The organism is Corynebacterium sp. HMSC077G07, assembly GCF_001809225.1.
GTDB lineage: Bacteria > Actinomycetota > Actinomycetes > Mycobacteriales > Mycobacteriaceae > Corynebacterium > Corynebacterium jeikeium_D.
This window is the reverse complement of the sequence record NZ_KV796537.1, coordinates 16,750-36,375: the sequence shown is the minus strand read 5'-3', so window position 1 is coordinate 36,375 and position 19,626 is coordinate 16,750. Positions and strand designations below refer to the sequence as shown.

Below are 19,626 nucleotides of genomic sequence, written 5' to 3'. Positions count from 1 at the left end.
CCATTTGCCTGCCATGTGCGCTGCGGCGACATAAAATCCCAGTATATAGGTTTGTCACTGTCCCCCGAGCCGGGTATTATCGACGGAATTGTTCACCTTAGAACACAAGCGTTGAACGCGAACACTGCACACCAGCACTATGAGTCCGATCTCTGGAGAGGTTTCACCCATGCCCGCCGCACCCGCTGTCGTAAACGACGTCTTCGATGCCGTCGGTTCTAATGCTTCAGTTGCATACGCCCCGGGTTCCATCAACCTGTTGGGTGAGGACTGCGCGTCCTCCGGCGGCATGCTCCTAGCCACCGCCATTCCGGCCTATGCTGCGGTCGGCATCGAGGAAATTGACGAGCAGCAGCTCGTTGTCGTGTACAAGCGCGAAACTACCAAGATGGATTTCCCGGATAGCGTCCCCGCCGCTTTTTCTCAGGTGCCGACCGCTGTCGCGGCTGCCATCGTCGCATTGCAGCACTCGCTGCATCTCGTTCCGCGCAACAGCAACGGCCTGAAGGTCACCATTGCCTCCACTATCGCGCCAGGTCGCGGTTTTGGAGAAGTTCCGGCAATTCAGTGTGCTCTCGCGCTGGCTCTCAATGCGCGTTTTGGCGACCGCGATGATGTGCCCACCCGCACGCGTATTGCCACCGCTATCCACGAGACCATGGTGCAGATTAAGGGACAGTCGTGGCCGCTGTACCCCTACACCACGGCGCTGCGCAGCCGCCCGGACAGCCTACTGTGCATCAACCACTCCGATGAGGCAGTCACGCAGACGGCGTTCCCGCAGTCGTTGGCGCTGACTGTCGCTTACTCCCCCGATGTCACCGGCGGTTCGCCCGACGAGGAGCGCTACGAGTTCTTCCAGCAAGCCTGCGCCGCTTTTGGCGTGCCGACTCTCGCTAGCCTCCCCGACTCACAGGAGCGGGTCGCGGACTGGGTGCGTGCTCGTCACGAGGTGCACCCGGACGACGAAGACATCCCCACCATCGGCCGTGCCATTCAGTGGCTTGACGAAGCCGACGCATCCTCTGACCGTGCCCGCGCAGTCATCGGCCACATCCGTCACAGCGATATTCAAGCAGCCATCGCAGGGGTTTCGCGCGATGTCAGTGAGCGTGGCTCCGCGCCGTCGGCAAGCTCTGTGCTGGGGCAGATTGCCGAGCTGACCGACACCATTGACTGCGAGAAGATTGCCCGTTGTGCGCCGTGCCCGGGTGCGTCGCTGGTGATGTGGTCCCACGTCGACGATGCCGATCGGATTGCCTCCGCGCTTAACGACGGCGGTTCCGAGACCATCCGTGTGGAGAACACTGCGGCCGGCGCGGTGGTCGAGTAAAAAGCTTGTGTGAACGAGTCGGCCTATGAGCCGGATTCTGTCCCTCGGCGCTCCTTTCGGAAAGCGCCGGGTGGCGATCATCCATCTCGGTCTGCCATTGCTGACAGCCTGAAGCAGCACACCCGCGAGTATCGGACGGGCAGCCCTCAAACACTCGCGCACGCGCACGACGAAGCATGCGCGATTTTGCCTTGCTCCTGGTGGGGTTTACCTAGCCGGTGCAATCACTTGCCCCGCTGGTGCGCTCTTACCGCACCTTTTCACCCTCACCGGATCTCCACAGCTTTACGTCAAAGACATCGGCTGTGCGCCCGGCGGTCTATTTTCTGTGGCACTATTCCCGCAGGTCACCCTGGGTTGCTGTTAGCAACCACCATGCCCAGTGGAGTCCGGACTTTCCTCGACAGCGGCCTGGACACACTCTGTAAAAGAGGCGTCCGGTTCCGTTAACTGCCGCGATCACCCGGCCGGCTCGCTCGAATGGTTAGTGTACCCGCCACAACCGCAATTCAAATAACCCGCCGTGCTCGGCTGCTAACCACGCAGGTAGCTGGTGTCGTTAATCAGCCGCACTGATGTCGGCCCATCTGCGTAGAACTCCGCGATGGAGAGGCTGGCCAGGTCCAAGTGCAGGCGAGTGAAGATTTCAAAGCCGCAGCCGAGCCCCTGGCGCAGCAGCGACTTGATTGGCGTGACATGGCTGACTACCAGCACATCCGAGGCACCGAATTGTTGAGCGATGCGCTCACGCGCGGCGCTCACTCGGCTATCGACCGCGCGGAAATCCTCCCCCTCCGGTGGCGCCACGGCCGGATCCGCAAGCCAGGAACTGTGCAGCTCAGGGGTGGCGTTGTGAGCCTCGGAGAAAGTCATGCCCTCCCACTGCCCAAAGTCGGTCTCGCGCAGATCCTCTTCAACGTGGATGTCCAGCCCGAGCGCTTTGGCTGCCGCCTCTGCTGTCTGCTGTGCACGACGCTGTGGAGAGGCCACAATCGCCGAGAAACTCATGTTGCCGCTATCGACCAACGCCGCCAGGTGACGTGCTGCCGCTTCCGCTTGCTGTCTGCCCACCTCTGTCAGGTCGGGGTTCGAACGGCTTCCCGAGTACTCCCGGCGAATCGACATTGGCGACTGCCCATGGCGCAGCAGCACCAACCGCGTGGGATCCGTAGTCGCACCCGTCCAGCCCGGCGCGCTATCGCGCTTGTCTGCAGCCTGGCTCATCTACTTGCCTTTCACCGCTCCCAGCGTTTCCGCACGCACAATCATCGCACCGCATTCAGGACAGAACGTCACTTCTTCCGGCGCGAGCGTGGTGAATTCATGCACGGTTCCGACATCGAGCTCCATGAAGCAGGAACCGCAGGTGCGTCCGTTTAAGCGGGCAACGGGGATCCCATTAGCAAGCGCTAGACGACGGTACAGCTTGGCTGCCGAACCATCAATGAGTTTGTCAGCCTCTTCGATTCGGGTCTCAGCGATGGAAATGCGCGCAATGAGGTCAACCTCGGCGTCGTTAAGCCTTTGCTTGGCGGCGACGATGTCATCGTGCGCCTCGTCGGCGTCGTATTCGTGCTCAGCGTCGACCTGATAGGCCTCCTGCATGCGCTCGTACTGCTGGAGTTCCTGTTCAGCGCGTTCGCGGCGCCGCTTGGTGGAGCGCAGGTCGTGTTCGAGGTCACGGCGCGTGGATGCGTCTTCTGCGGCACCGAGCGACAGACGGTCTGCCTTTTCGCGGGCCTTCAGCTTGTTGATGTCCGATTCCAGCTTGGCAATATCGCGGCCGATATCGGAGGCGCTGAGCTTGGAGCGCGCTGCCTCACTGGCCTGACGGCTGTGCTTTTTGCGCAGCTCCTGCAACTCGGCACGCTCGGGCAGAACGTTCTGGCGGGCGGTGAGCCCATCCAACAGAGTTTGGTTTTCCGCCTTTTCCAACATCGCAACTTGGATTTGTGGACTAAGCCTCATGGTCTTCACTTCCTTGCCTGTGTCGACGATTCTGCCACTGTCCAGGGATCGGTGCGCACCTCAAGGACCTCGGTCGCGACCCCGAGCCTCTCGGCCAGCATGTCTGCGGCCTGGTAGCACCAGGGGAACTCGCTGGCCCAGTGAGCCGTGTCCACCACGCAGAAGTCCGCGGTCCGCAGTGTCTCATCGACAGGATGATGCCGCAGGTCAGAGGTAACGAACGCATCGACGCCCATCTTTGCCACAGTGTCCAGGAAAGAGTCACCTGAACCAGATGCGACGGCAACCGTGCGAATCATCCGCTCCGGATCGCCTGCGCCTCGCACGCCCCATGCCGTTGCAGGCAGGCGCTCAGCCACACGGGCGACGAATTCCTTGAATGGCATCGGCGTATCCAGCGTGCCCACTCGCCCAATGCCCACAGCCTGCTGCGGATCCAAGCCGGTGGCCTGATTGTCCACGATGTCGAAGGCAGGCTCCTCATACGGATGCGCTGCAACGAGAGCCTTGACAATCGCCGCGCGCACGGACCGTGGCGCGACCATCTCCAGGCGTACTTCCTCGACATACTCAATCTGCCCCTCGGCACCGATGAAGGGATTTGCCCCGCTCAGCGGGCGGAACTGGCCGCGGCCGTTAATGCGAAACGCACAGCTGTCGTAGTCGCCGATAGTGCCCGCGCCCGCCTCAAACATGGCTTGCGCGACCTTATCGACGTGATCTGCCGGAACCTTCACTGTCCAGGTATCCAAGCCGGGAGCCGGCTGCGGAGCTAGCGGCGCACCCGGTTCAACTCCGAGCACCGTGGCCAACTGGTCGTTGACACCCGGTCGGGCGCTGTCAGCGTTGGTGTGCGCTGCGAAGAGAGCTACACCTGCCCGGATCAGCTTATGAATAATCCGACCCTTCGGTGTATCCGCCGCCACGGAATTCACACCACGCAGAAGCAGCGGATGGTGCACAACGAGCATCTGAGCACCGGAGGCAATCGCGCGATCTGCAACCTCGTCAGTGCAGTCCAGCGCCAACGCGATGCGACGCACCTCATCCTGCGGGTCACCGCAGATCAGGCCAACTTTATCCCAGTTCTCCGCCAGTGCCGGCGGGTAGGCCGCGTCCATCGCCGCACGCACGTCGGCAACGGTCACCACTGCGTTATTGCCCTCGGCACGGGTCTGCGCAGAGTCCGTCATACATCCATCCCTTCAACATGCATTTCTCTCCAGCTTCTCTTCCAGCGTAGTGAACTCTGCCCCGACCCATCAGTTCTGCGACAGCAAATCCGCTACTTCCGCAATGAGCCGCCGCACACTGGTCTCGTCTCGCACAGCCAGCCGCCACCACGAACCGTCCAAACCGGCGAAGGTGTCGCAACGCCGCACGGCTACTCCGCGCGCAGCGAGCCGCTGTCTCAGGCGCTCGTGCTTGACGACGTCAACCTCCGCAGCGTCCGGACCATCATGCGTGCTCAGGGCAACCCCCGGGCGCGCCAGCACAAAGGGAGCCTTGGAATCCAACACCTGCCAGCCGGCGGCTACTAACAGCTGTGTCATAGCCTCGCGCTGCTGACCAATCTCAGCGCGGATTTGTGGCAACAGCTCTGCCTCGCGACACGCGATTGCCGCCATAGCGGTAAGTTGCAGCGTGCCCAGTGGCCAGTGCGGACGCAGTCGCCCCAACTTCGCCAGGAGCTCAGGGGTTCCCAGTGCGTAACCACAGCGCAGGCCTGCGATTGCCCAGGTCTTAGTCATGCTGCGGAAAACGATGACATTATCGGGGATACTGTTCGCTTCCCCCGGCCTGCAATCAGCTAGTGAGCACCGCCGAATAATCTCACCATCGGCGACGTCCATAAATGCCTCATCCACGACCAAGATCCCACAACGGCTGGCGAGCCCCCGCAGGTCATCCGCTGAATGAGCAACACCGGTGGGGTTAGTCGGATTGCCGATGATGACCATCCGACCGTCAAGCTGCTGGGAATGCGGGGAGGAGGCGTTCTCGTGGACGTCGGCAAGCGTAGGCGTGAGCGTGTACGGCGACGGTAGTACCAGCGAATCCACCCCGACTCCCGCGGCGCGGAACGCGGCTTCAGGTTCGGTGAACTGCGGCTGGACGATGGTGGCGGGCAAGCCCAGGTGCGGCAAGAGCGAAAAGCCCTCGGCGACGCCGTGGAGAAGCAGTACCTCGTCGGCGCTGCGATTGTGGTTGGTGGCAATGGCAGCGCGGACGTCGGCATCGAGCTGCGCAGACGGATACGCGGCAAGTTCTCCGAGGGACGTGGCCAGCGAGTCCTGCAGCCACTGCGGTGTGGTGCCGTGAACATTGACGGCAAAGTCCAGGTCAGCGCCATGGGCGGCCTGATCGCCGTGATAGCGCAGCGGGTCGTCTAACATGCCATCCAGCCTAATGACCTTTTAGGATGAACAATATGTCCACTGGCCATCGCCCCACTGTCCTTATTGATGTCGACGGCACCATCGCCGATTCTCTCCCCGCAATCGCACATGGGTTCCGCCTTGCATTGAAGGCAATTGACCACCCACTTCCGCCCGAGAGCTTTATCAACACGATCCCCGGCCCGCCAATGGTGGAGACACTCGCATCCCTCGGACTTTCCGACGAACAAGTCGACCGAGCCTTCGCTGTGTACATGGAGCATCAACACGCCGGTGCTTGGCAGCGTGCCGAGATGTTCCCCGGCTGGCCGGAGCTCCTGCGCGATTGGCGGGCAGCTGGTGTCCAACTAGCCACTGCGACGTCCAAGGGCGACTACTTCGCCCGCAAGACCCTGGACAATTTCGGGCTTCTCGACGCCTTTGACTTCATCGGCGCCGCCAGCGACGACGGCTCACGACAGACTAAGACTGAGGTCATTGAGTACACGCTCAAGGAGTTGGGCATTGAAACCGATGAAGCAGTGCGTCCGCACGGTTCGGTCGTAATGGTTGGCGATCGCATCCATGATTTTGAGGGCGCCGCACAGTTCGGCATCCCCGCCATCGCTGTTAAATGGGGCTACGGCTCGGAATCTGAGTGGGCATCGGCAGCGGCGGTGGCGTCGTCGCCTGGGGACCTGAATCGTGTTGTGCGGGAAATGTTGTATCTTTAAGACTCGTCAACGATTAGTGACAATCCTATTTTTATTTTCCGAGAAGTTTGGTTTTGCCTATTATGCTTATGAACTCGTCGCATCGTACTGAGTCCGTGTACGTCGTGTTTGTCTGCTCCGGAAATATCTGCCGCTCCCCCATGGCTGAAATCATCGTCCGTGACGCGGTTGAAGCCAATGCGCTTGCCGACGATGTCCTGCTCGCCTCCTGCGGAATCGGCGGCTGGCATGTCGGCGAACCCGCCGACGAGCGAGCGCAAGCCGAGCTGGAAAATGCTGGCTACGATCCGAACCACACCGCGGCACAGCTGGGCGATGAGCACATGGATGCAACGCTTTTCATCGCCATGGATGAATCGCACATCAATGGTCTACTCCACGCTGGCGTGCCAAAAGAGAAGATTCGCCTGATGCGTTCCTTCGACCCGGCATCCCCGAAGGGGGCCGTCGTGGCTGATCCTTACTACGGAGGTCCGGAGGGATTCGTCCGCACTCGAAACGAAATTGAGGCCGCGACGCCGGGAATCATCGCATGGTTGCGTGAGACTCTGGCGCTGGCCTCTGAGCGTTAAGGTTTCAAAACAACCTTTTCTTTTGTTTTGCTGGCATTGCCCCGGTTTCGAAACGCCCAAATCTTATTCAAGATGAAGTTAGCGGGCGTACCCAAGATGACGCCGATGAGGTTTGCCCAGTAGAGGCGGTTTCTAAAGCCGGTGGAGTCGTCGAAAATATCCACCGGCAGTGCCAGTGGCGAGGTGGGGTTAGTCAGCAGCGTGATGACAACCAGGTTCACAATCAGTGCTGAGATACCTGCAAATAAAAACGGGAAGAACTGTCTAAACCAGTTCGGGCGATTGTCAGTTCGGAAGGTCCAGGACCGGTTGAGCTGGAAGTTCCAGATGTTAGCCACGACAAACGCCAGAGTTGCATAGACGTGGGAGTAACGGATATTCCACCGCGTTCCGAACAAGTTCATAAACACGTCGTGCTCATTGGTGCCCAGACTGAGGCCCAACTTGCGGGCAATAATCACGACAATCAGGTTGACAACCACACCTGTGCCGCCGACCAGGCCGAACTTGATGAACTGGCGCGAGACTGTGCTGAAGCGGCGTGAAGGCGAAGATTTCGCTGTTTGCGTGCCCACCACGACACCTCTCTTTCCATCTATCCCCGGGTAGATTCCCCGTCAAATACGCTCAAATAACTTTACCCGAAGTTCACTCAATCTCCGCACCGCCAATCACCTGCCGCTCTAGTGCCATCCACACCACCGGGTAAGCTCAATGAATGTGTTTAAGAATGTGCGCCAGTTTCTGACCCCTGGATGGGTTCTCACTGCCATTGTCGCCATTGCGTTTTCCTATCTCGCATTTACTGTTCTGGCTCCGTGGCAGTTGGGTAAGAACACCGCGACGCAGCATCGCAATCAGCAGCTTGAGCACTCATTCGAGCTCGACCCCGTAGATGTCAATGAGCTAATGCCCAAGGGCAAAGGGTTCGTCGAGGGCAACGAATGGCGTCGCGTTACCGCCACCGGGTCCTTCCTACCGGATACCCGCGTGCTATTGCGTAACCGCCCGGTCAATGGAGCCCCCGCCGTCCAGGTACTCGATGTCTTCGTCGCTAACAATGGCGAAAACTACCTGGTCAACCGCGGCTTTGTACGCCCGACAGACTCCAGCACCCCCAATGTTGAGCCAGCCCCGAAGGGCACCTTGACTATCTCGGCCTTTACCCGCCGAAACGAGATTCCCGCCGAGACCGCCCCAATCCCCGGCACCCCGCCGCAGGTCTACGGAATCAACACCAAGGAAGTGTCCGAGCTAGTCGACACCGAACTCAACCCCGATTGGCTTCAGCTCTCGGACAAATCCGATGCCGTCATCGAGGCCATTCCACTGCCCACTCTGGAGTCCGGCCCCTACCTCTCCTACGGCATTCAGTGGATTTTCTTCGGCGCTCTCGTGCCGCTGGCCGTCGTCTGGTTCATTCGTGCTGAAATCGTCGAGCGCAGACGAGACCGCGCGGAGCAAGAGGAGATGGCTAAGAACCTCCGCGATGCCGAAGCCGCGGAACCAGTAGATGACGCTGATGACTCTGAGGACGCAACACCCGAATCGGACGATGCCACCACTCCCACTCCTCCGCAGGCTAAGTCCGAAGAGGATCGCGCCGCCGAGCTGCACCGCCAGCGCATGGCGCAACGCTACGGCAACACTGGCCACCGCGCCGCAGGTTACCGCGACAACCGATACGACGAACGCTTCTAGCTCGCAGCTCGCGCCTTCGCGTGCCGGACGCATCCGGCCACAACCACAGCTCCCGCACAGCTGAGCGCAACAATATTTTGCACTCGCTTGCTCAGCTCAGCTGCACGCCGAACATCCGCCACCGCAGGCGCCCGGCCACCGCCCAGCACTGGGCGCATCTCCACACCGCTGAGATACACCGTCTTACCACCCAGCTGCAGCCCCAGCGCGCCGGCCGCACTCGCCTCCACAACGCCCGCGTTTGGACTTGGATGGTTGCTGGCATCTCGTTGCCACGCTGCCAATGCTTGACGACGATTCGGGCCCGCAACCACAGTTGCGACAGCTGTGAGCCTGGCGGGGAGGAACCCGGCGACGTCGTCAAGCCGTGCACTGGCCCACCCGAACTGGCGATAGCGGTCATTGCGGTATCCGACCATCGCGTCAAGGGTATTGACCGCTCGATGAGCAACCACACCAGGAGCTCCTGCAATGGCTCCCCACATGAGTGTGCCGGTGACTGCGTCGGAGGTATTTTCGGCGAGCGATTCGACGGTGGCTCGGGCGATCCCATCAGCGTCGAGCGCCTCTGGATCACGCGAGCACAGCCACGGCACAAGCTCTCGGGCAGCATCGATATCTCCGGCGGAAAGTCGGTCGGCCATACGTTCGCCCGTGCGGCGGAGGGTAGTGCCGCCGAGCGATGCCCACGTGGTGGCAGTCAGTGCGAGGGTCGGGGCGACTGTACTGACTGCGGCGGTAAGCACTACCGGTGCGGCCACTGCGATTGTGGTGAAAGCTACACCGCGCGCCTTGGAATCGGCATAAATTCGGCGCTCAAGTTTGCTGACGGCCTGCCCGTAGATTGCCACCGGATGGTGATTGGTGGGATCTGCGAAAATGCGGTCAAGCGCATATCCCGCAGCGATGGCTGCACCGCGTCGCCAGAGGCGTCGACTTCTGGCTTTTATACGCAATTTAATCGAACTGTCCCTGCAGAACGGCTACGACATCGAGCGGAGTGACATGTGCTGCCGGATGACGGTGCGAAGATGCAGCCATCAAGGTGTAATCACAGGTGTGCCGGATACCGAGTAGGTGCCCAAACTCGTGTGCAAGCGTGCTGCGAATTGCATCAGGATAGAGTGTGGAAGTAACGAAAACCGTCATTTCTTTACTAATTTCCGATGCAGAAGCCAAAACGTGCGAGTTCGGCTTAGGCACGTAGCGAACGCTCACGGTATCCGAATCAGCTTTGTCTTTGGTCACTTCCCGGAGCACGACCTTGCCACCGAGCTTTTCATTCCACTCTTGGGCAGCAGCGTCCAGCTGCGCGCGGTACGGAAAGTCTGGAGCAACAACGTAGTCCAGGGTGCCGTCGGCAAGGTAGGAAGGCATCTTGTCGGAGAGATGGAGAATCGATGGATCCTCCACCGGCTCGCCTGCATTTGCGGCTTTGACCATTGCCTTACAGGTGGCAGCGTCGATTACTGGTTTACCGTCTCCTCCAATTGCGTAGGCCTGTGGGCCCGCAAGTAGAGATCCGGCAACAATGATGGTTACTAGCGATTTTGTAAAACGCACAGACCGGGAGTTTAGCACAAACAAAAATCCACCCGGATTCTCCATTACAAGAATCCGGGCGGATTATGTCTGTGCGGCGAGAGGGTTTCGAACCCCCGACCGCTGGTGTGTAAAACCAGAGCTCTACCGCTGAGCTATCGCCGCGCTGCTGCGAAACTTTAACACACGGCAAACATAGATTGCCAATTGCGCACTACACACAGCGTTTATGCAGATTATTTCAATAGCTCGGCTAGTAGCCGATTCAAACGGGACAGCGAAAGCCGGCTAGCTAGAGCGCTGCACCAGGCAATTGCCCTGCCAATCCCCCAGACGAAGCGCCGAGGTGTTGGAGAAACCTGCCAGCTGTGCGGACTCGTCAATCACACCAGGATCAATGGCACCCGGCTGACCAGCACCCGGCGTGAGCAACCAAACGCGGCCTTCATCCTCCAAAGGGCGGGAAGCATCCACAAGACCATCGACCAAGTCGCCGTCTTCTTCACGCCACCACAGCAATACGACGTCGACAACCTCATCCGTGTCTTCGTCGAGCAGGTCTGCATCCAGGAAATTCTCGACCGACTCACTGATTGCTGAGTCACAGTCCGTATCCCAGCCAACCTCCTGGACTAGCTGACCTTCCTTGATGCCGAGCCTGCTCGCATATTCATGAGCAGCGCCTGTGGCGTTGACCACTTCCCTTTTCCTCCTCTAGAAAAAATATTCAGCTCGATTTTTCGAACTATGTGGAGAAATTTTACCGCTCAAATACATTTTTCACAGCTGCAAAATAAGAATTTCCCCAAAAAGGTGCAGTTTTCGCAGTGTTCTTCGCAATGCTCGTCGTAAAGCCGACCGGATTGTTCGGTGAAAGCGTGTGCAAGAAACGGCTAGGGGCACAACAAACGATTCAGACGTAGAGTGGAGAAAAATAACCTTTGCCTTTCCTTCAGGGACTGAAAGGAGCTCACAATGTCCGATACCTCGTCGGGTACGCCACAAGCCCACTCTGATGAGTCAAACTTTGCCCTTATCCGTGATGGGGTCGCCTCCTATCTCACGGATGCAGATCCTGAAGAGACCAAGGAGTGGCTTGAGTCTCTCGACGGACTGTTAGAAGAGGCAGGTCCGGAGCGCGCACGTTTCCTCATGCTGCGCCTGCTGGAACGTGCCACGGCAAAGCGCGTGGCTCTACCGCCGCTGACCTCGACAGACCTCGTCAACACCATCCCAACTGAGATGGAGCCAGAATTCCCAGGCGATGAGGACATTGAGCGCCGCTACCGCAAGTGGATTCGCTGGAATGCGGCAATTATGGTCCATCGCGCACAGCGTCCGGGTATCGGCGTGGGCGGACATATCTCCACCTATGCGGGCGCCGCACCGCTTTACGAGGTCGGCTTTAACCACTTCTTCCGCGGCAAAGACCACCCAGGCGGCGGTGACCACGTCTTCTTCCAGGGCCACGCTTCGCCGGGTATGTACGCCCGCGCATTCCTAGAGGGGCGTCTGACCGAAGAGGACCTCGACGGTTTCCGTCAGGAAGTCTCCCTCGGCGAGGGCAATGGCCTTCCCTCCTACCCGCACCCGCATGGCATGCCAGAATTCTGGGAGTTCCCGACGGTGTCCATGGGCCTTGGTCCGCTCAACGCCATCTACCAGGCACGCTTCAACCGCTACCTGCATGACCGCGGCATCAAGGACACCTCACAGCAGCACGTTTGGGCCTTCCTCGGTGACGGCGAAATGGACGAGCCGGAATCTCGTGGCGCCATTCAGCATGCGGCGCTGAACAACCTGGATAACCTGACATTCGTCATTAACTGTAACCTGCAACGCCTCGACGGTCCGGTGCGCGGCAACACCAGCATCATCCAGGAGCTGGAGTCGTTCTTCCGCGGCGCTGGTTGGAATGTCATCAAGGTCGTTTGGGGCCGCGAGTGGGACGAGCTCTTCGCTAAGGACAAGGACGGCGCACTAGTCGACCTGATGAATAAGTTCTGCGATGGCGATTACCAGACGCTGAAGGCTAACGACGGCGCTTGGGTGCGCGAGCACTTCTTCGGCCGTGACCCGCGCACTGCCAAGCTGGTCGAGGACATGACCGACGAGGAGATTTGGAACCTCCGTCGCGGTGGCCACGACTACCGCAAGATTTACGCTGCCTACAAGAAGGCCTTGGAGACCAAGGACCAGCCGACCGTCATTCTGGCGCACACGGTTAAGGGCTATGGCCTCGGCCATAACTTCGAGGGCCGCAACGCGACCCACCAGATGAAGAAGCTGACGCTCGATGATCTGAAGCTTTTCCGCGATAACCAGCGCATTCCGATCTCCGACGAGGAGCTGGAGAAGGATCCCTACCTGCCGCCGTACTACAACCCGGGCCCAGAGTCCGAGGAAGTGCAGTACATGCTGGAGCGCCGCAAGGAACTCGGCGGTTTCGTGCCGGAGCGTCGCACTAGCTACGAACCACTGACAACGCCAAAGCCGGAAACCCTGAAAAACCTCCTCAAGGGATCAGGTAAGCAAAAGGTTGCCACCACTATGGCGACGGTGCGTGTTTTCAGGGACCTGATGCGCGATAAGGATCTCAAGGACCGCTTCGTGCCTATCATCCCTGATGAGGCCCGCACCTTCGGCATGGACTCCTGGTTCCCGACGCTGAAGATCTACAACCCGCACGGCCAGAACTACACTCCGGTCGACCATGAACTGATGCTGTCCTACAAGGAAGCGAAGGACGGTCAGATTCTGCACGAGGGCATTTCCGAGGCGGGCTCTGTGGGGTCGTTTACCGCTGTCGGCTCGGCGTACGCCACCCATGGCGTGGCCATGATTCCGCTCTACATCTTCTACTCGATGTTCGGTTTCCAGCGCACGGCTGACTCCATCTGGGCTGCCGGTGACCAAATGTCCCGCGGCTTCCTACTCGGCGCTACCGCCGGTCGCACGACGCTGACAGGTGAAGGCCTGCAGCACATGGACGGTCACTCCCAGCTGCTGGCAGCTACGAACCCGTCCGTGGTCTCCTACGACCCAGCATTCGGCTACGAGATTGCTTACATCGTCTGCGACGGTATCGACCGCATGTATGGTCCGGAGCGCGGCGAAGATGTCATTTACTACCTGACTATCTACAATGAGCCGACTTCGCAGCCGGCTGTCCCGGAAGACCTCGATGTCGAAGGGCTGCTTGGCGGTATCTACCGCTTCCGCAAGGCTGAGGGCGACAAGCATGTCAACCTGCTGGCTTCCGGCATTGGCATGCAGGAGGCGCTGCGCGCCGCGGACATCCTGGAAGACTACGGTGTGGCTTCCTCGATTTACTCGGTGACTTCGTGGAATGAGCTGGCTCGCGATGGACACGAGCGTGACACTGAGCGTCTGCACAACCCGGCTGAAGAGGTCGAAGCCGCCTTCGTAACCCGCCAGCTGTCCGACACCGATGGGCCGTTCATCGCAGTGACTGACTTCCAGCGTGCGGTCCCGGAGCAGATTCGCAAGTGGGTTCCAGGTGACTACACCGTCCTCGGCACCGATGGCTACGGCTTCTCGGATACCCGTCCGGCCGCTCGCCGCTACTTCAACTCCGACGGCGAGTCAGTCGCTGTTGCGGCCCTGGCCGCACTGGCACGCGCTGGCAAGCTCGACAAGAGTGTCGCCCAGGAAGCAGCTGAAGAGCTGCAGATTACCGATCCAACCGCAACCACTCAGGACGCTGAATAATGACCTCTAGCCTTGGAGATCAGCTCAGCGCCCTACTGGGCACACAGGTCACCGGCGCCGGTGACGCTGACGATGCCTCACCCAATGCAGCGAACGCGGGCTCGAAGAAGGGTTCCGCCGACGCTGACCTGCCCGCAGGTCTTCACGGCGAGGTCGCGGCAATCGTCAAAAAGATGGCTAACGACGAGGTGGAGTCCCTAGAGCTCTCCACTTCGCTGACCGACTACGGCTTTGACCGCTTGAGCGTCGTAGAGTTGGCTGTCCGCTGTGAGGAAGAGCTGGGAGTCCGCATTGAGGACGAGGACATTTCCTCGTTTAAGACCCTTGGCGATGTAGTTGACTACATCGCCGCCCGGCGCGGGTAGAGCTGCAGCACGTTAGCTGCCTCTACCCCACCGAGGTCTGCGTTGCCAGCGGTCGAGTTGCCGCTGGCACTGTCGGGTCCGGCAGGGGTGGACGTCGTAAAGCACTCTTCGGGGGCGTAGCCTGCCGTCATCATGCGCATCGGCTCTAGCACGCGGTCCCACGGCCCGCCGATGGCCGCGTCGAGGGTTCCTTCGATGTCGCCGCCGCGTGCCATGATGGAACGCAGCGCATCTTCGTTGACCACGATGTTTCCGGCGGCATCGGTCTGTCCGGCGAAAGTCCCCAGCTGCGGGGTATGACAGTAGCGCATGCCATCGATGGCGTAGCCGTCATCATCCACGGCTGGGTCTTGCGCCAGCTCGAAATAGAGGCGCGGCCACCTAGCCAGGTTGTCCACCAGTGTGGCGATGGTGTCAGCACTTGCAGTGAAAGGCACCTCGGCGCACAAAGTGGCATCCTGGTCGGTCGCACGCCAAATATCCCGGCCTGGCTTAGTGCCATCGGGCATGCTGAGTCGGGCCAGCGCCCACGTGATGTGTGGTTGCAGCGGCCCTGGCATGCTGTGAATCCACAGGACGCCTGAAAGTTGGGTGCGCATAGACGAAGGTCCTCGGAAAAGTTGCGGTCAATTGGTGTAAGACGAGATTCGTCTTCCCCTACGAACTCATCCAACGACACTTGCCACACTGCAGAAAAAGCACTGCGGTAAAACAACACTTCTGAGGTTTGCGTTGCACGTGTTTATGATTGTTATTTCCGAGACGGCTGCTGGCAACCCTCAAGTTGTCCTTAATCCCCCAGATGTGATTTAGCGCTGAGACGAAAAATCGGCGCCGCAGCCGACGCCGACTTAGCTCATATCCCCTTAACCTTTAGCGTGTTCTTCCAGTTCACGCCATAGTTCGTCGTTGAAGTCAGTCCACAGCGGCTTGGCCCATTCGCCGAAAGCTCGGTCGGTCAAGGCGATTGCCGCCCGCCCGGTTGGACGATGAAGCCACAGGAACGTGCCCGCCTGCCCGAAGTGGCCTGCGACATCCTTGGGCATCGAGGCGCCAAACCACAGCCCCTGCTTGGAATCGGGGTGCCCGAAAATCTCAAAGCCCAGGCCCCAATCGGCCGGACGTTGCATTCCATAGCCCGGCACGACACCATTCAGGCCCGGGAACTGCACGGTCAACGCTTCGGAGACGGTACCTGGGTGCAGGAAAGTCGGGGTGAAGATCTCATCGACGAAGACCATGAGATTAGCGACACTGCTACGCGCGCCATGCCCTGCCGAGCCATCCAGCACGGAATCTGACATCCCCAGCGGCTCAAACACGGCCTGGCGCAGGTATTCACTAAACGGCATGTCTGCCTCCGCAGCGATGGCATCGGCGATGATTTCAAAGCCCGCGGAGGAGTAAATGCGCCGCTCCCCTGGTTCTTTTTCCAGCTCACGGCTGGCAAACCTCACCCCGCCGGCGTGCGCCAGAAGGTGACGCACAGTCGCGCCGTGACCGGGTGGCGTGAGCTCTTGGTCGAGCTCCACCGCGCCCTCCTCGACGGCCACAAGCATGCCCACAGCGGCCAGTAACTTGGTCACGCTAGCGAGCTCAAAAACGCGACCGCTATCACCGTGGGTATGCCAACTGCCATCGTCGGCACGCACGGCAGCCGCGACCGTGTCAACTGGCCACTGATCAACTTGCGCAAGAACAGAGGGCTTCCAAGAAGTCATGTCCTCAAGACTACGCAAGCGTGGCGGACTCGGATTTTTCGGCGGAATCGGACTTCTCAGCAGGCGCGTCTGCAGACTCGTCGTCCGACTCGTCGGCTGGCGACAGGTCGGCGTTGGCGCTGGCGTCCCACTCGTCCTTATCCCAGATTCCCGCACGCTTTGCGACGACCAACGGGACCACGGCCTGACCGGTAACGTTCACCGCAGTGCGGCCCATATCCACGATCGGCTCGACAGCCAGCAGGAGGCCGACACCGGCAAGTGGCAGGCCAAGGGTCGACAGGGTCAGGGTCAGCATGACGGTAGCGCCGGTGGTGCCAGCAGTTGCAGCCGAACCGATGACGGAGACGAAGATGATGAGCAGGTAGTCCGTGAAGTCCAACGGCACACCGTAGAACTGCGAGACGAAGATAGCCGCGATAGCCGGGTAAATGGCGGCGCAACCATCCATCTTCGTGGTGGCGCCCAGCGGTACGGCGAAGGAGGCGTACTCATCCGGTACTGCCAGACGACGGGAGACAACGCGCTCAGTGACCGGCATGACGCCCATAGACGAACGGGTGAAGAAGCCGAGCGAGGTCACTGGCCAGACGCGACGGAAGAAGTCGATTGGGCTAATGCCATGAATCTTCAGCACAACTGGGTACACAACTGCGATGACCAGGAACAGACCAATGTAGATGGCAATGGCGAACTTGCCCAGGCTGCCGAGCGCTTCCCAGCCATACTCAGCGACGGCGTGGCCGATGAGGGCTGCGGTACCAATTGGTGCCAGACGGATGACCCACCACAGGACCTTCTGCACGATGGTCAAAAGAGAGCCGGAAAACTCGATGAATGGCTCAGCCTTCGGGCCAACCTTCACTGCGGCGACACCGAAGACAATCGCGATGACCAGCAGCTGCAGGACGTTGAAGTTCAGCGAGCCGGATACAGCACCGTCAGATTCGCTGATCTTCACGCCAAGGCCGAGGAAGTTCTGCGGGACGATGCTCTGCAGGAATCCCCACCAGGAGCCCACGGAACTCGGCTCCTGAGCTGCCGAGGCATCCACGCCAGAGTTAACGCCTGGCTTGATGACCAAGCCCAGCACGATGGCGATAACCACCGATACAAAGGATGTAATGGCAAACCAAATCAGCGTCGAAACAGCCAGCTTGGCTGCACCTGCGACCTGACGCAGGTTGGCAATCGACACTACGACTGCGGTGACCACCAGCGGTGGGATGAGCAGCTTCAACAGCGTGACGTAGGTACTGCCGACCTCGTCGAGCGCTGTGCGCAACGAGGAGTCATCGCCAGTACTGCGGGCCATGAAGCCCAAAATGAGACCAATAATCAGGCCATAGACAACTTGGGCACCGAAGCCGGTCGCCCATTTAAATTTATTCACTTTTCCTCCTGGATATTTCTTTCTCTGAAAACACTTGTGCCGCGCCTTATGCCGTCTGACAAATGCGCGCGACGGGATCCGAGGCCGCTGAGCTCAGCCTCGAAGAGACAGGCGCAGCGAGGCGGAAGCTCCGAAGTGTTTAGCGACAGGAGGAAGTGGAGATTCGGCCGTAATCGAGCCAACGCCGCTTTGTGAGCATTTTCATGTTGGTCATTTCTATCTAGCAAGTCCGGTTAAGAGACAAACGATAAGACTGCCACGATTGATGTTGTGACACCAATTTCCAACACGGCCCCTCACCCGAATATTCCACATCGCTAATTCGATTTCTCAGCCTGCCTGCGCAACTGCAGTACCTTCAGCGAGCAGAGGAAGCCAATAGTCAACGCGCCGACAGCGGAATACAGCGCAAACTGCGTGGCATGTGCAAACGCATTTGTCAGCGGCACCAACACACCGTCGGGAGCACCCTGCGCACGCAGACCAATCAGCATCGAGCCGGCGGAATCCTTCAGCCCCTGCCCCATCTGCTCCAGGCCCGGCGACAGCTTCGCGATCTCACGATCCAGCCCAATCGTCAGCGCCATACCACCGAGCGCAGCACCGAGCGCCGAACCAATCTGCCGAATCGTCGACTGCGTTGCCGATGCCTGCCCCGACAGCCGCACCGGAATATCACCAAGCACCAACGAGGTCAGCTGCGCCGATGCCAGACCAAGACCCAGACCGTAGACAATCAATGCAAACACAACCAGCCACAGCGGCAGGTCAACGCGCTCTTCGGCCGCCAACTGCAGCGAACCAAAGACCTCGAGACCAAGGCCCACAATCACCACACCGGCCGGGGTAATCCGAGCTGCCAGATGACGCGCCATGGCACCTGCGAAGAACGCACCGAGAGCCATTGCTGCCAGGACCAGGCCGGTTGCGATCGTCGATAAGCCAATCGCCGACACCAGGTAGAGCGGCAGCACGAAGACCAGCGCGAACTCACCCACCGCGACAAGCATCGCCGTGGTATTCCCCCAGCTGAACGTGGCGTAGGAGAACATCGACACGTCCAACAGCGCAGGATCCGCGTTCTTCCGACGACTGTTTTCCCACAGCACGAAAGCGACAAGCACCACCGCACCAACTAAGAGCGTGACGACGGGTGCGGAGGGAAAAGCAAACCCTATCTTGGCGCCTTGAATGATGCCGAAGACCACGGCACCAAAGCCAATTCCAGACAACACCAGGCCAAGGACATCGAAGCGACCCGCGCCATTGGTATCGCCTGCGGTGTTCGGCACCCAGCGCAGCGCAAGGACGAAAAGCACGACGGCGATGGGCACGTTGACCCAGAAGATAGCTTCCCAACCAGCAAACTGCGTAAGCACGCCACCCAGGAGTGGGCCGACTGCTGCAGCACCAGACATGACCGCACCCCAGATGCCGAATGCGGTGGCACGATCTTTATCACGGAATAGTGCGTTCACGCTGGACAGTGTTGATGGCAGAATGCACGCGCCACCAATGCCTTGGATGACGCGGGCAATGACCAGTGGCGCCAAGGCTGTGGAAAGTGCGGCCACGACGGAGCCGACCGTGAAGATGACCAGACCGACGAGAAAAAGCGTTCGACGGCCGAAGCGGTCGCCAGCGCGGCCAGAGGTCAGGAGTAGTGCGGCGAAAACGACCGAGTAGATCGTGGTAATCCACTGCGCGCCCACGATGTCAAGGCCCAGCTCCGAAATGATGGTCGGCAATGAAACACCAACGATGGTGCCGTCCAGGACAATCATGCCGAGGCCAACCGCGAGCACGAGCAACCCCCACCACCGCTGTGGCGAGGCCCCGAACTCAGCAATCTGATCCTCGTTGGCGATTGCCATGACGGGGGTGCCCTTCGCTTTCGCTGTGGCACCGGTTTGTGCGTCGACTGAGACGTCGGCGCTGCTCAAGGAAGGTTTTGTACTCATAGGATTAATGCTAGAAGTGTCCTAGGGCTGATTCATCAACCGAAAGTCGTAACTTTGCGGAAAGATCAGCTTCGTTGAGAACGGGGATTACCTTCGTCGACACGGAAACACTTAGCTTCATTGAACCCACGCAATGGCAGCCGAACCCGCTGGGTATAGGGCTTTTATCACCGCACGGTGGCAGATTGCTATGATGCTATGAGGTTTTGGGCACTGGTTCATAGTG

Annotated in this window: 17 protein-coding genes, 1 tRNA gene, 1 other RNA gene and 1 pseudogene; 6 read left to right on the top strand and 14 right to left on the bottom strand. The window is 59.8% G+C overall.

The features are described from left to right. Nucleotides 1-169 precede the first annotated feature (169 nt). Nucleotides 170-1,333 (top strand): galactokinase family protein, encoded by a 1,164-nt coding sequence (locus HMPREF2562_RS06995; protein WP_070549796.1) that lies wholly within the window; start codon nucleotides 170-172, stop codon nucleotides 1,331-1,333. A gap of 10 nt (nucleotides 1,334-1,343) precedes the next feature. Here the strand turns inward: HMPREF2562_RS06995 and rnpB are convergent. The 5 genes and pseudogenes from rnpB to cobC form a co-directional block, all read right to left on the bottom strand. Next, an RNA gene (gene rnpB, locus HMPREF2562_RS06990) (RNase P RNA component class A) lies at nucleotides 1,344-1,808 on the bottom strand. A gap of 59 nt (nucleotides 1,809-1,867) precedes the next feature. Further along, nucleotides 1,868-2,533: pseudogene (locus HMPREF2562_RS06985) on the bottom strand (histidine phosphatase family protein); the annotation flags it as partial. 24 nt (nucleotides 2,534-2,557) lie between these two features. Beyond that, nucleotides 2,558-3,301 (bottom strand): zinc ribbon domain-containing protein, encoded by a 744-nt coding sequence (locus tag HMPREF2562_RS06980; protein WP_049189597.1) that lies wholly within the window; start codon nucleotides 3,299-3,301, stop codon nucleotides 2,558-2,560. A 5-nt stretch (nucleotides 3,302-3,306) separates the two neighbouring features. Continuing rightward, entirely contained in the window at nucleotides 3,307-4,494 is a 1,188-nt protein-coding gene (locus HMPREF2562_RS06975) for a Nif3-like dinuclear metal center hexameric protein (RefSeq protein WP_070549795.1), read from the bottom strand. Nucleotides 4,495-4,563: 69 nt separating this feature from the next. Beyond that, the gene (cobC, locus tag HMPREF2562_RS06970; RefSeq protein ID WP_049170167.1) at nucleotides 4,564-5,697 is read right to left on the bottom strand and encodes an aminotransferase class I/II-fold pyridoxal phosphate-dependent enzyme; all 1,134 of its coding nucleotides are present in this window, start codon (nucleotides 5,695-5,697) and stop codon (nucleotides 4,564-4,566) included. Nucleotides 5,698-5,732: 35 nt separating this feature from the next. Between cobC and HMPREF2562_RS06965 the strand changes: the two genes are divergently transcribed. Further along, nucleotides 5,733-6,413 carry an HAD hydrolase-like protein gene (locus HMPREF2562_RS06965; protein ID WP_070549794.1) on the top strand — a complete coding sequence of 227 codons (681 nt, stop codon included), beginning with the start codon at nucleotides 5,733-5,735 and terminating at the stop codon, nucleotides 6,411-6,413. Between the two features lie 68 nt (nucleotides 6,414-6,481). Then, a complete protein-coding gene (locus HMPREF2562_RS06960) occupies nucleotides 6,482-6,985 on the top strand; it encodes a low molecular weight protein-tyrosine-phosphatase (RefSeq protein WP_369707166.1) in 504 nt (167 codons plus the stop codon). Here the strand turns inward: HMPREF2562_RS06960 and HMPREF2562_RS06955 are convergent. Then, complete coding sequence (locus HMPREF2562_RS06955) at nucleotides 6,982-7,563, bottom strand: GtrA family protein (RefSeq protein ID WP_042388795.1); 582 nt, start codon at nucleotides 7,561-7,563, stop codon at nucleotides 6,982-6,984. The two genes, HMPREF2562_RS06960 and HMPREF2562_RS06955, sit on opposite strands and share 4 nt — an antisense overlap. A 136-nt stretch (nucleotides 7,564-7,699) precedes the next feature. Between HMPREF2562_RS06955 and HMPREF2562_RS06950 the strand changes: the two genes are divergently transcribed. After that, entirely contained in the window at nucleotides 7,700-8,686 is a 987-nt protein-coding gene (locus HMPREF2562_RS06950) for an SURF1 family cytochrome oxidase biogenesis protein (RefSeq protein ID WP_049170162.1), read from the top strand. On the opposite strand, the gene HMPREF2562_RS06945 is transcribed toward HMPREF2562_RS06950, so the two are convergent. The 4 genes from HMPREF2562_RS06945 to HMPREF2562_RS06930 all read right to left on the bottom strand — a co-directional run bounded on the left by HMPREF2562_RS06945 (nucleotide 8,683) and on the right by HMPREF2562_RS06930 (nucleotide 10,927). Beyond that, nucleotides 8,683-9,642, bottom strand: coding sequence for a cobalamin biosynthesis protein (locus tag HMPREF2562_RS06945; RefSeq protein WP_222865368.1), 960 nt, complete (start codon nucleotides 9,640-9,642; stop codon nucleotides 8,683-8,685). The two genes, HMPREF2562_RS06950 and HMPREF2562_RS06945, sit on opposite strands and share 4 nt — an antisense overlap. Before the next feature lies 1 nt (nucleotide 9,643). Next, entirely contained in the window at nucleotides 9,644-10,249 is a 606-nt protein-coding gene (locus HMPREF2562_RS06940) for a zinc metalloprotease (RefSeq protein WP_141698021.1), read from the bottom strand. Nucleotides 10,250-10,321: 72 nt separating this feature from the next. Further along, nucleotides 10,322-10,393 (bottom strand) — tRNA-Val (locus HMPREF2562_RS06935). Between the two features lie 123 nt (nucleotides 10,394-10,516). Then, nucleotides 10,517-10,927, bottom strand: coding sequence for a DUF3052 domain-containing protein (locus tag HMPREF2562_RS06930; RefSeq protein WP_005511050.1), 411 nt, complete (start codon nucleotides 10,925-10,927; stop codon nucleotides 10,517-10,519). A gap of 276 nt (nucleotides 10,928-11,203) precedes the next feature. On the opposite strand from HMPREF2562_RS06930, the gene aceE reads away from it, so the two are divergent. After that, nucleotides 11,204-13,960 carry a pyruvate dehydrogenase (acetyl-transferring), homodimeric type gene (gene aceE, locus HMPREF2562_RS06925; protein WP_070546218.1) on the top strand — a complete coding sequence of 919 codons (2,757 nt, stop codon included), beginning with the start codon at nucleotides 11,204-11,206 and terminating at the stop codon, nucleotides 13,958-13,960. Continuing rightward, complete coding sequence (locus HMPREF2562_RS10765; protein ID WP_083276308.1) at nucleotides 13,960-14,325, top strand: acyl carrier protein; 366 nt, start codon at nucleotides 13,960-13,962, stop codon at nucleotides 14,323-14,325. The genes aceE and HMPREF2562_RS10765 overlap by 1 nt, the downstream gene beginning before the upstream one ends. Here HMPREF2562_RS10765 and HMPREF2562_RS06915 read toward each other — a convergent pair. From HMPREF2562_RS06915 to HMPREF2562_RS06900, 4 genes are all read right to left on the bottom strand, one after another. Beyond that, nucleotides 14,301-14,924, bottom strand: a complete 624-nt coding sequence (locus HMPREF2562_RS06915) for a DUF3145 family protein (protein WP_070546216.1) — start codon at nucleotides 14,922-14,924, stop codon at nucleotides 14,301-14,303. The two genes, HMPREF2562_RS10765 and HMPREF2562_RS06915, sit on opposite strands and share 25 nt — an antisense overlap. 267 nt (nucleotides 14,925-15,191) lie before the next feature. Then, complete coding sequence (locus HMPREF2562_RS06910) at nucleotides 15,192-16,046, bottom strand: serine hydrolase domain-containing protein (RefSeq protein WP_070546250.1); 855 nt, start codon at nucleotides 16,044-16,046, stop codon at nucleotides 15,192-15,194. A 10-nt stretch (nucleotides 16,047-16,056) separates the two neighbouring features. Further along, nucleotides 16,057-17,439 carry a dicarboxylate/amino acid:cation symporter gene (locus HMPREF2562_RS06905; RefSeq protein WP_048732641.1) on the bottom strand — a complete coding sequence of 461 codons (1,383 nt, stop codon included), beginning with the start codon at nucleotides 17,437-17,439 and terminating at the stop codon, nucleotides 16,057-16,059. A gap of 317 nt (nucleotides 17,440-17,756) precedes the next feature. Then, a complete protein-coding gene (locus tag HMPREF2562_RS06900; RefSeq protein WP_083295715.1) occupies nucleotides 17,757-19,400 on the bottom strand; it encodes a DHA2 family efflux MFS transporter permease subunit in 1,644 nt (547 codons plus the stop codon). Between the last annotated feature and the right edge of the window lie 226 nt (nucleotides 19,401-19,626).

Coding starts and splice junctions, on each gene's coding strand:
- HMPREF2562_RS06915 (WP_070546216.1), bottom strand. CDS start 14,924: ATGCGCACCCAACTTTCAGGCGTCCTGTGGATTCACAGCATGCCAGGG.
- HMPREF2562_RS06995 (WP_070549796.1), top strand. CDS start 170: ATGCCCGCCGCACCCGCTGTCGTAAACGACGTCTTCGATGCCGTCGGT.
- HMPREF2562_RS06960 (WP_369707166.1), top strand. CDS start 6,482: ATGAACTCGTCGCATCGTACTGAGTCCGTGTACGTCGTGTTTGTCTGC.
- HMPREF2562_RS06965 (WP_070549794.1), top strand. CDS start 5,733: ATGTCCACTGGCCATCGCCCCACTGTCCTTATTGATGTCGACGGCACC.
- cobC (WP_049170167.1), bottom strand. CDS start 5,697: ATGTTAGACGACCCGCTGCGCTATCACGGCGATCAGGCCGCCCATGGC.
- HMPREF2562_RS06950 (WP_049170162.1), top strand. CDS start 7,700: ATGAATGTGTTTAAGAATGTGCGCCAGTTTCTGACCCCTGGATGGGTT.
- HMPREF2562_RS06910 (WP_070546250.1), bottom strand. CDS start 16,046: ATGACTTCTTGGAAGCCCTCTGTTCTTGCGCAAGTTGATCAGTGGCCA.
- HMPREF2562_RS06980 (WP_049189597.1), bottom strand. CDS start 3,301: ATGAGGCTTAGTCCACAAATCCAAGTTGCGATGTTGGAAAAGGCGGAA.
- HMPREF2562_RS06975 (WP_070549795.1), bottom strand. CDS start 4,494: ATGACGGACTCTGCGCAGACCCGTGCCGAGGGCAATAACGCAGTGGTG.
- HMPREF2562_RS06900 (WP_083295715.1), bottom strand. CDS start 19,400: ATGAGTACAAAACCTTCCTTGAGCAGCGCCGACGTCTCAGTCGACGCA.
- HMPREF2562_RS10765 (WP_083276308.1), top strand. CDS start 13,960: ATGACCTCTAGCCTTGGAGATCAGCTCAGCGCCCTACTGGGCACACAG.
- aceE (WP_070546218.1), top strand. CDS start 11,204: ATGTCCGATACCTCGTCGGGTACGCCACAAGCCCACTCTGATGAGTCA.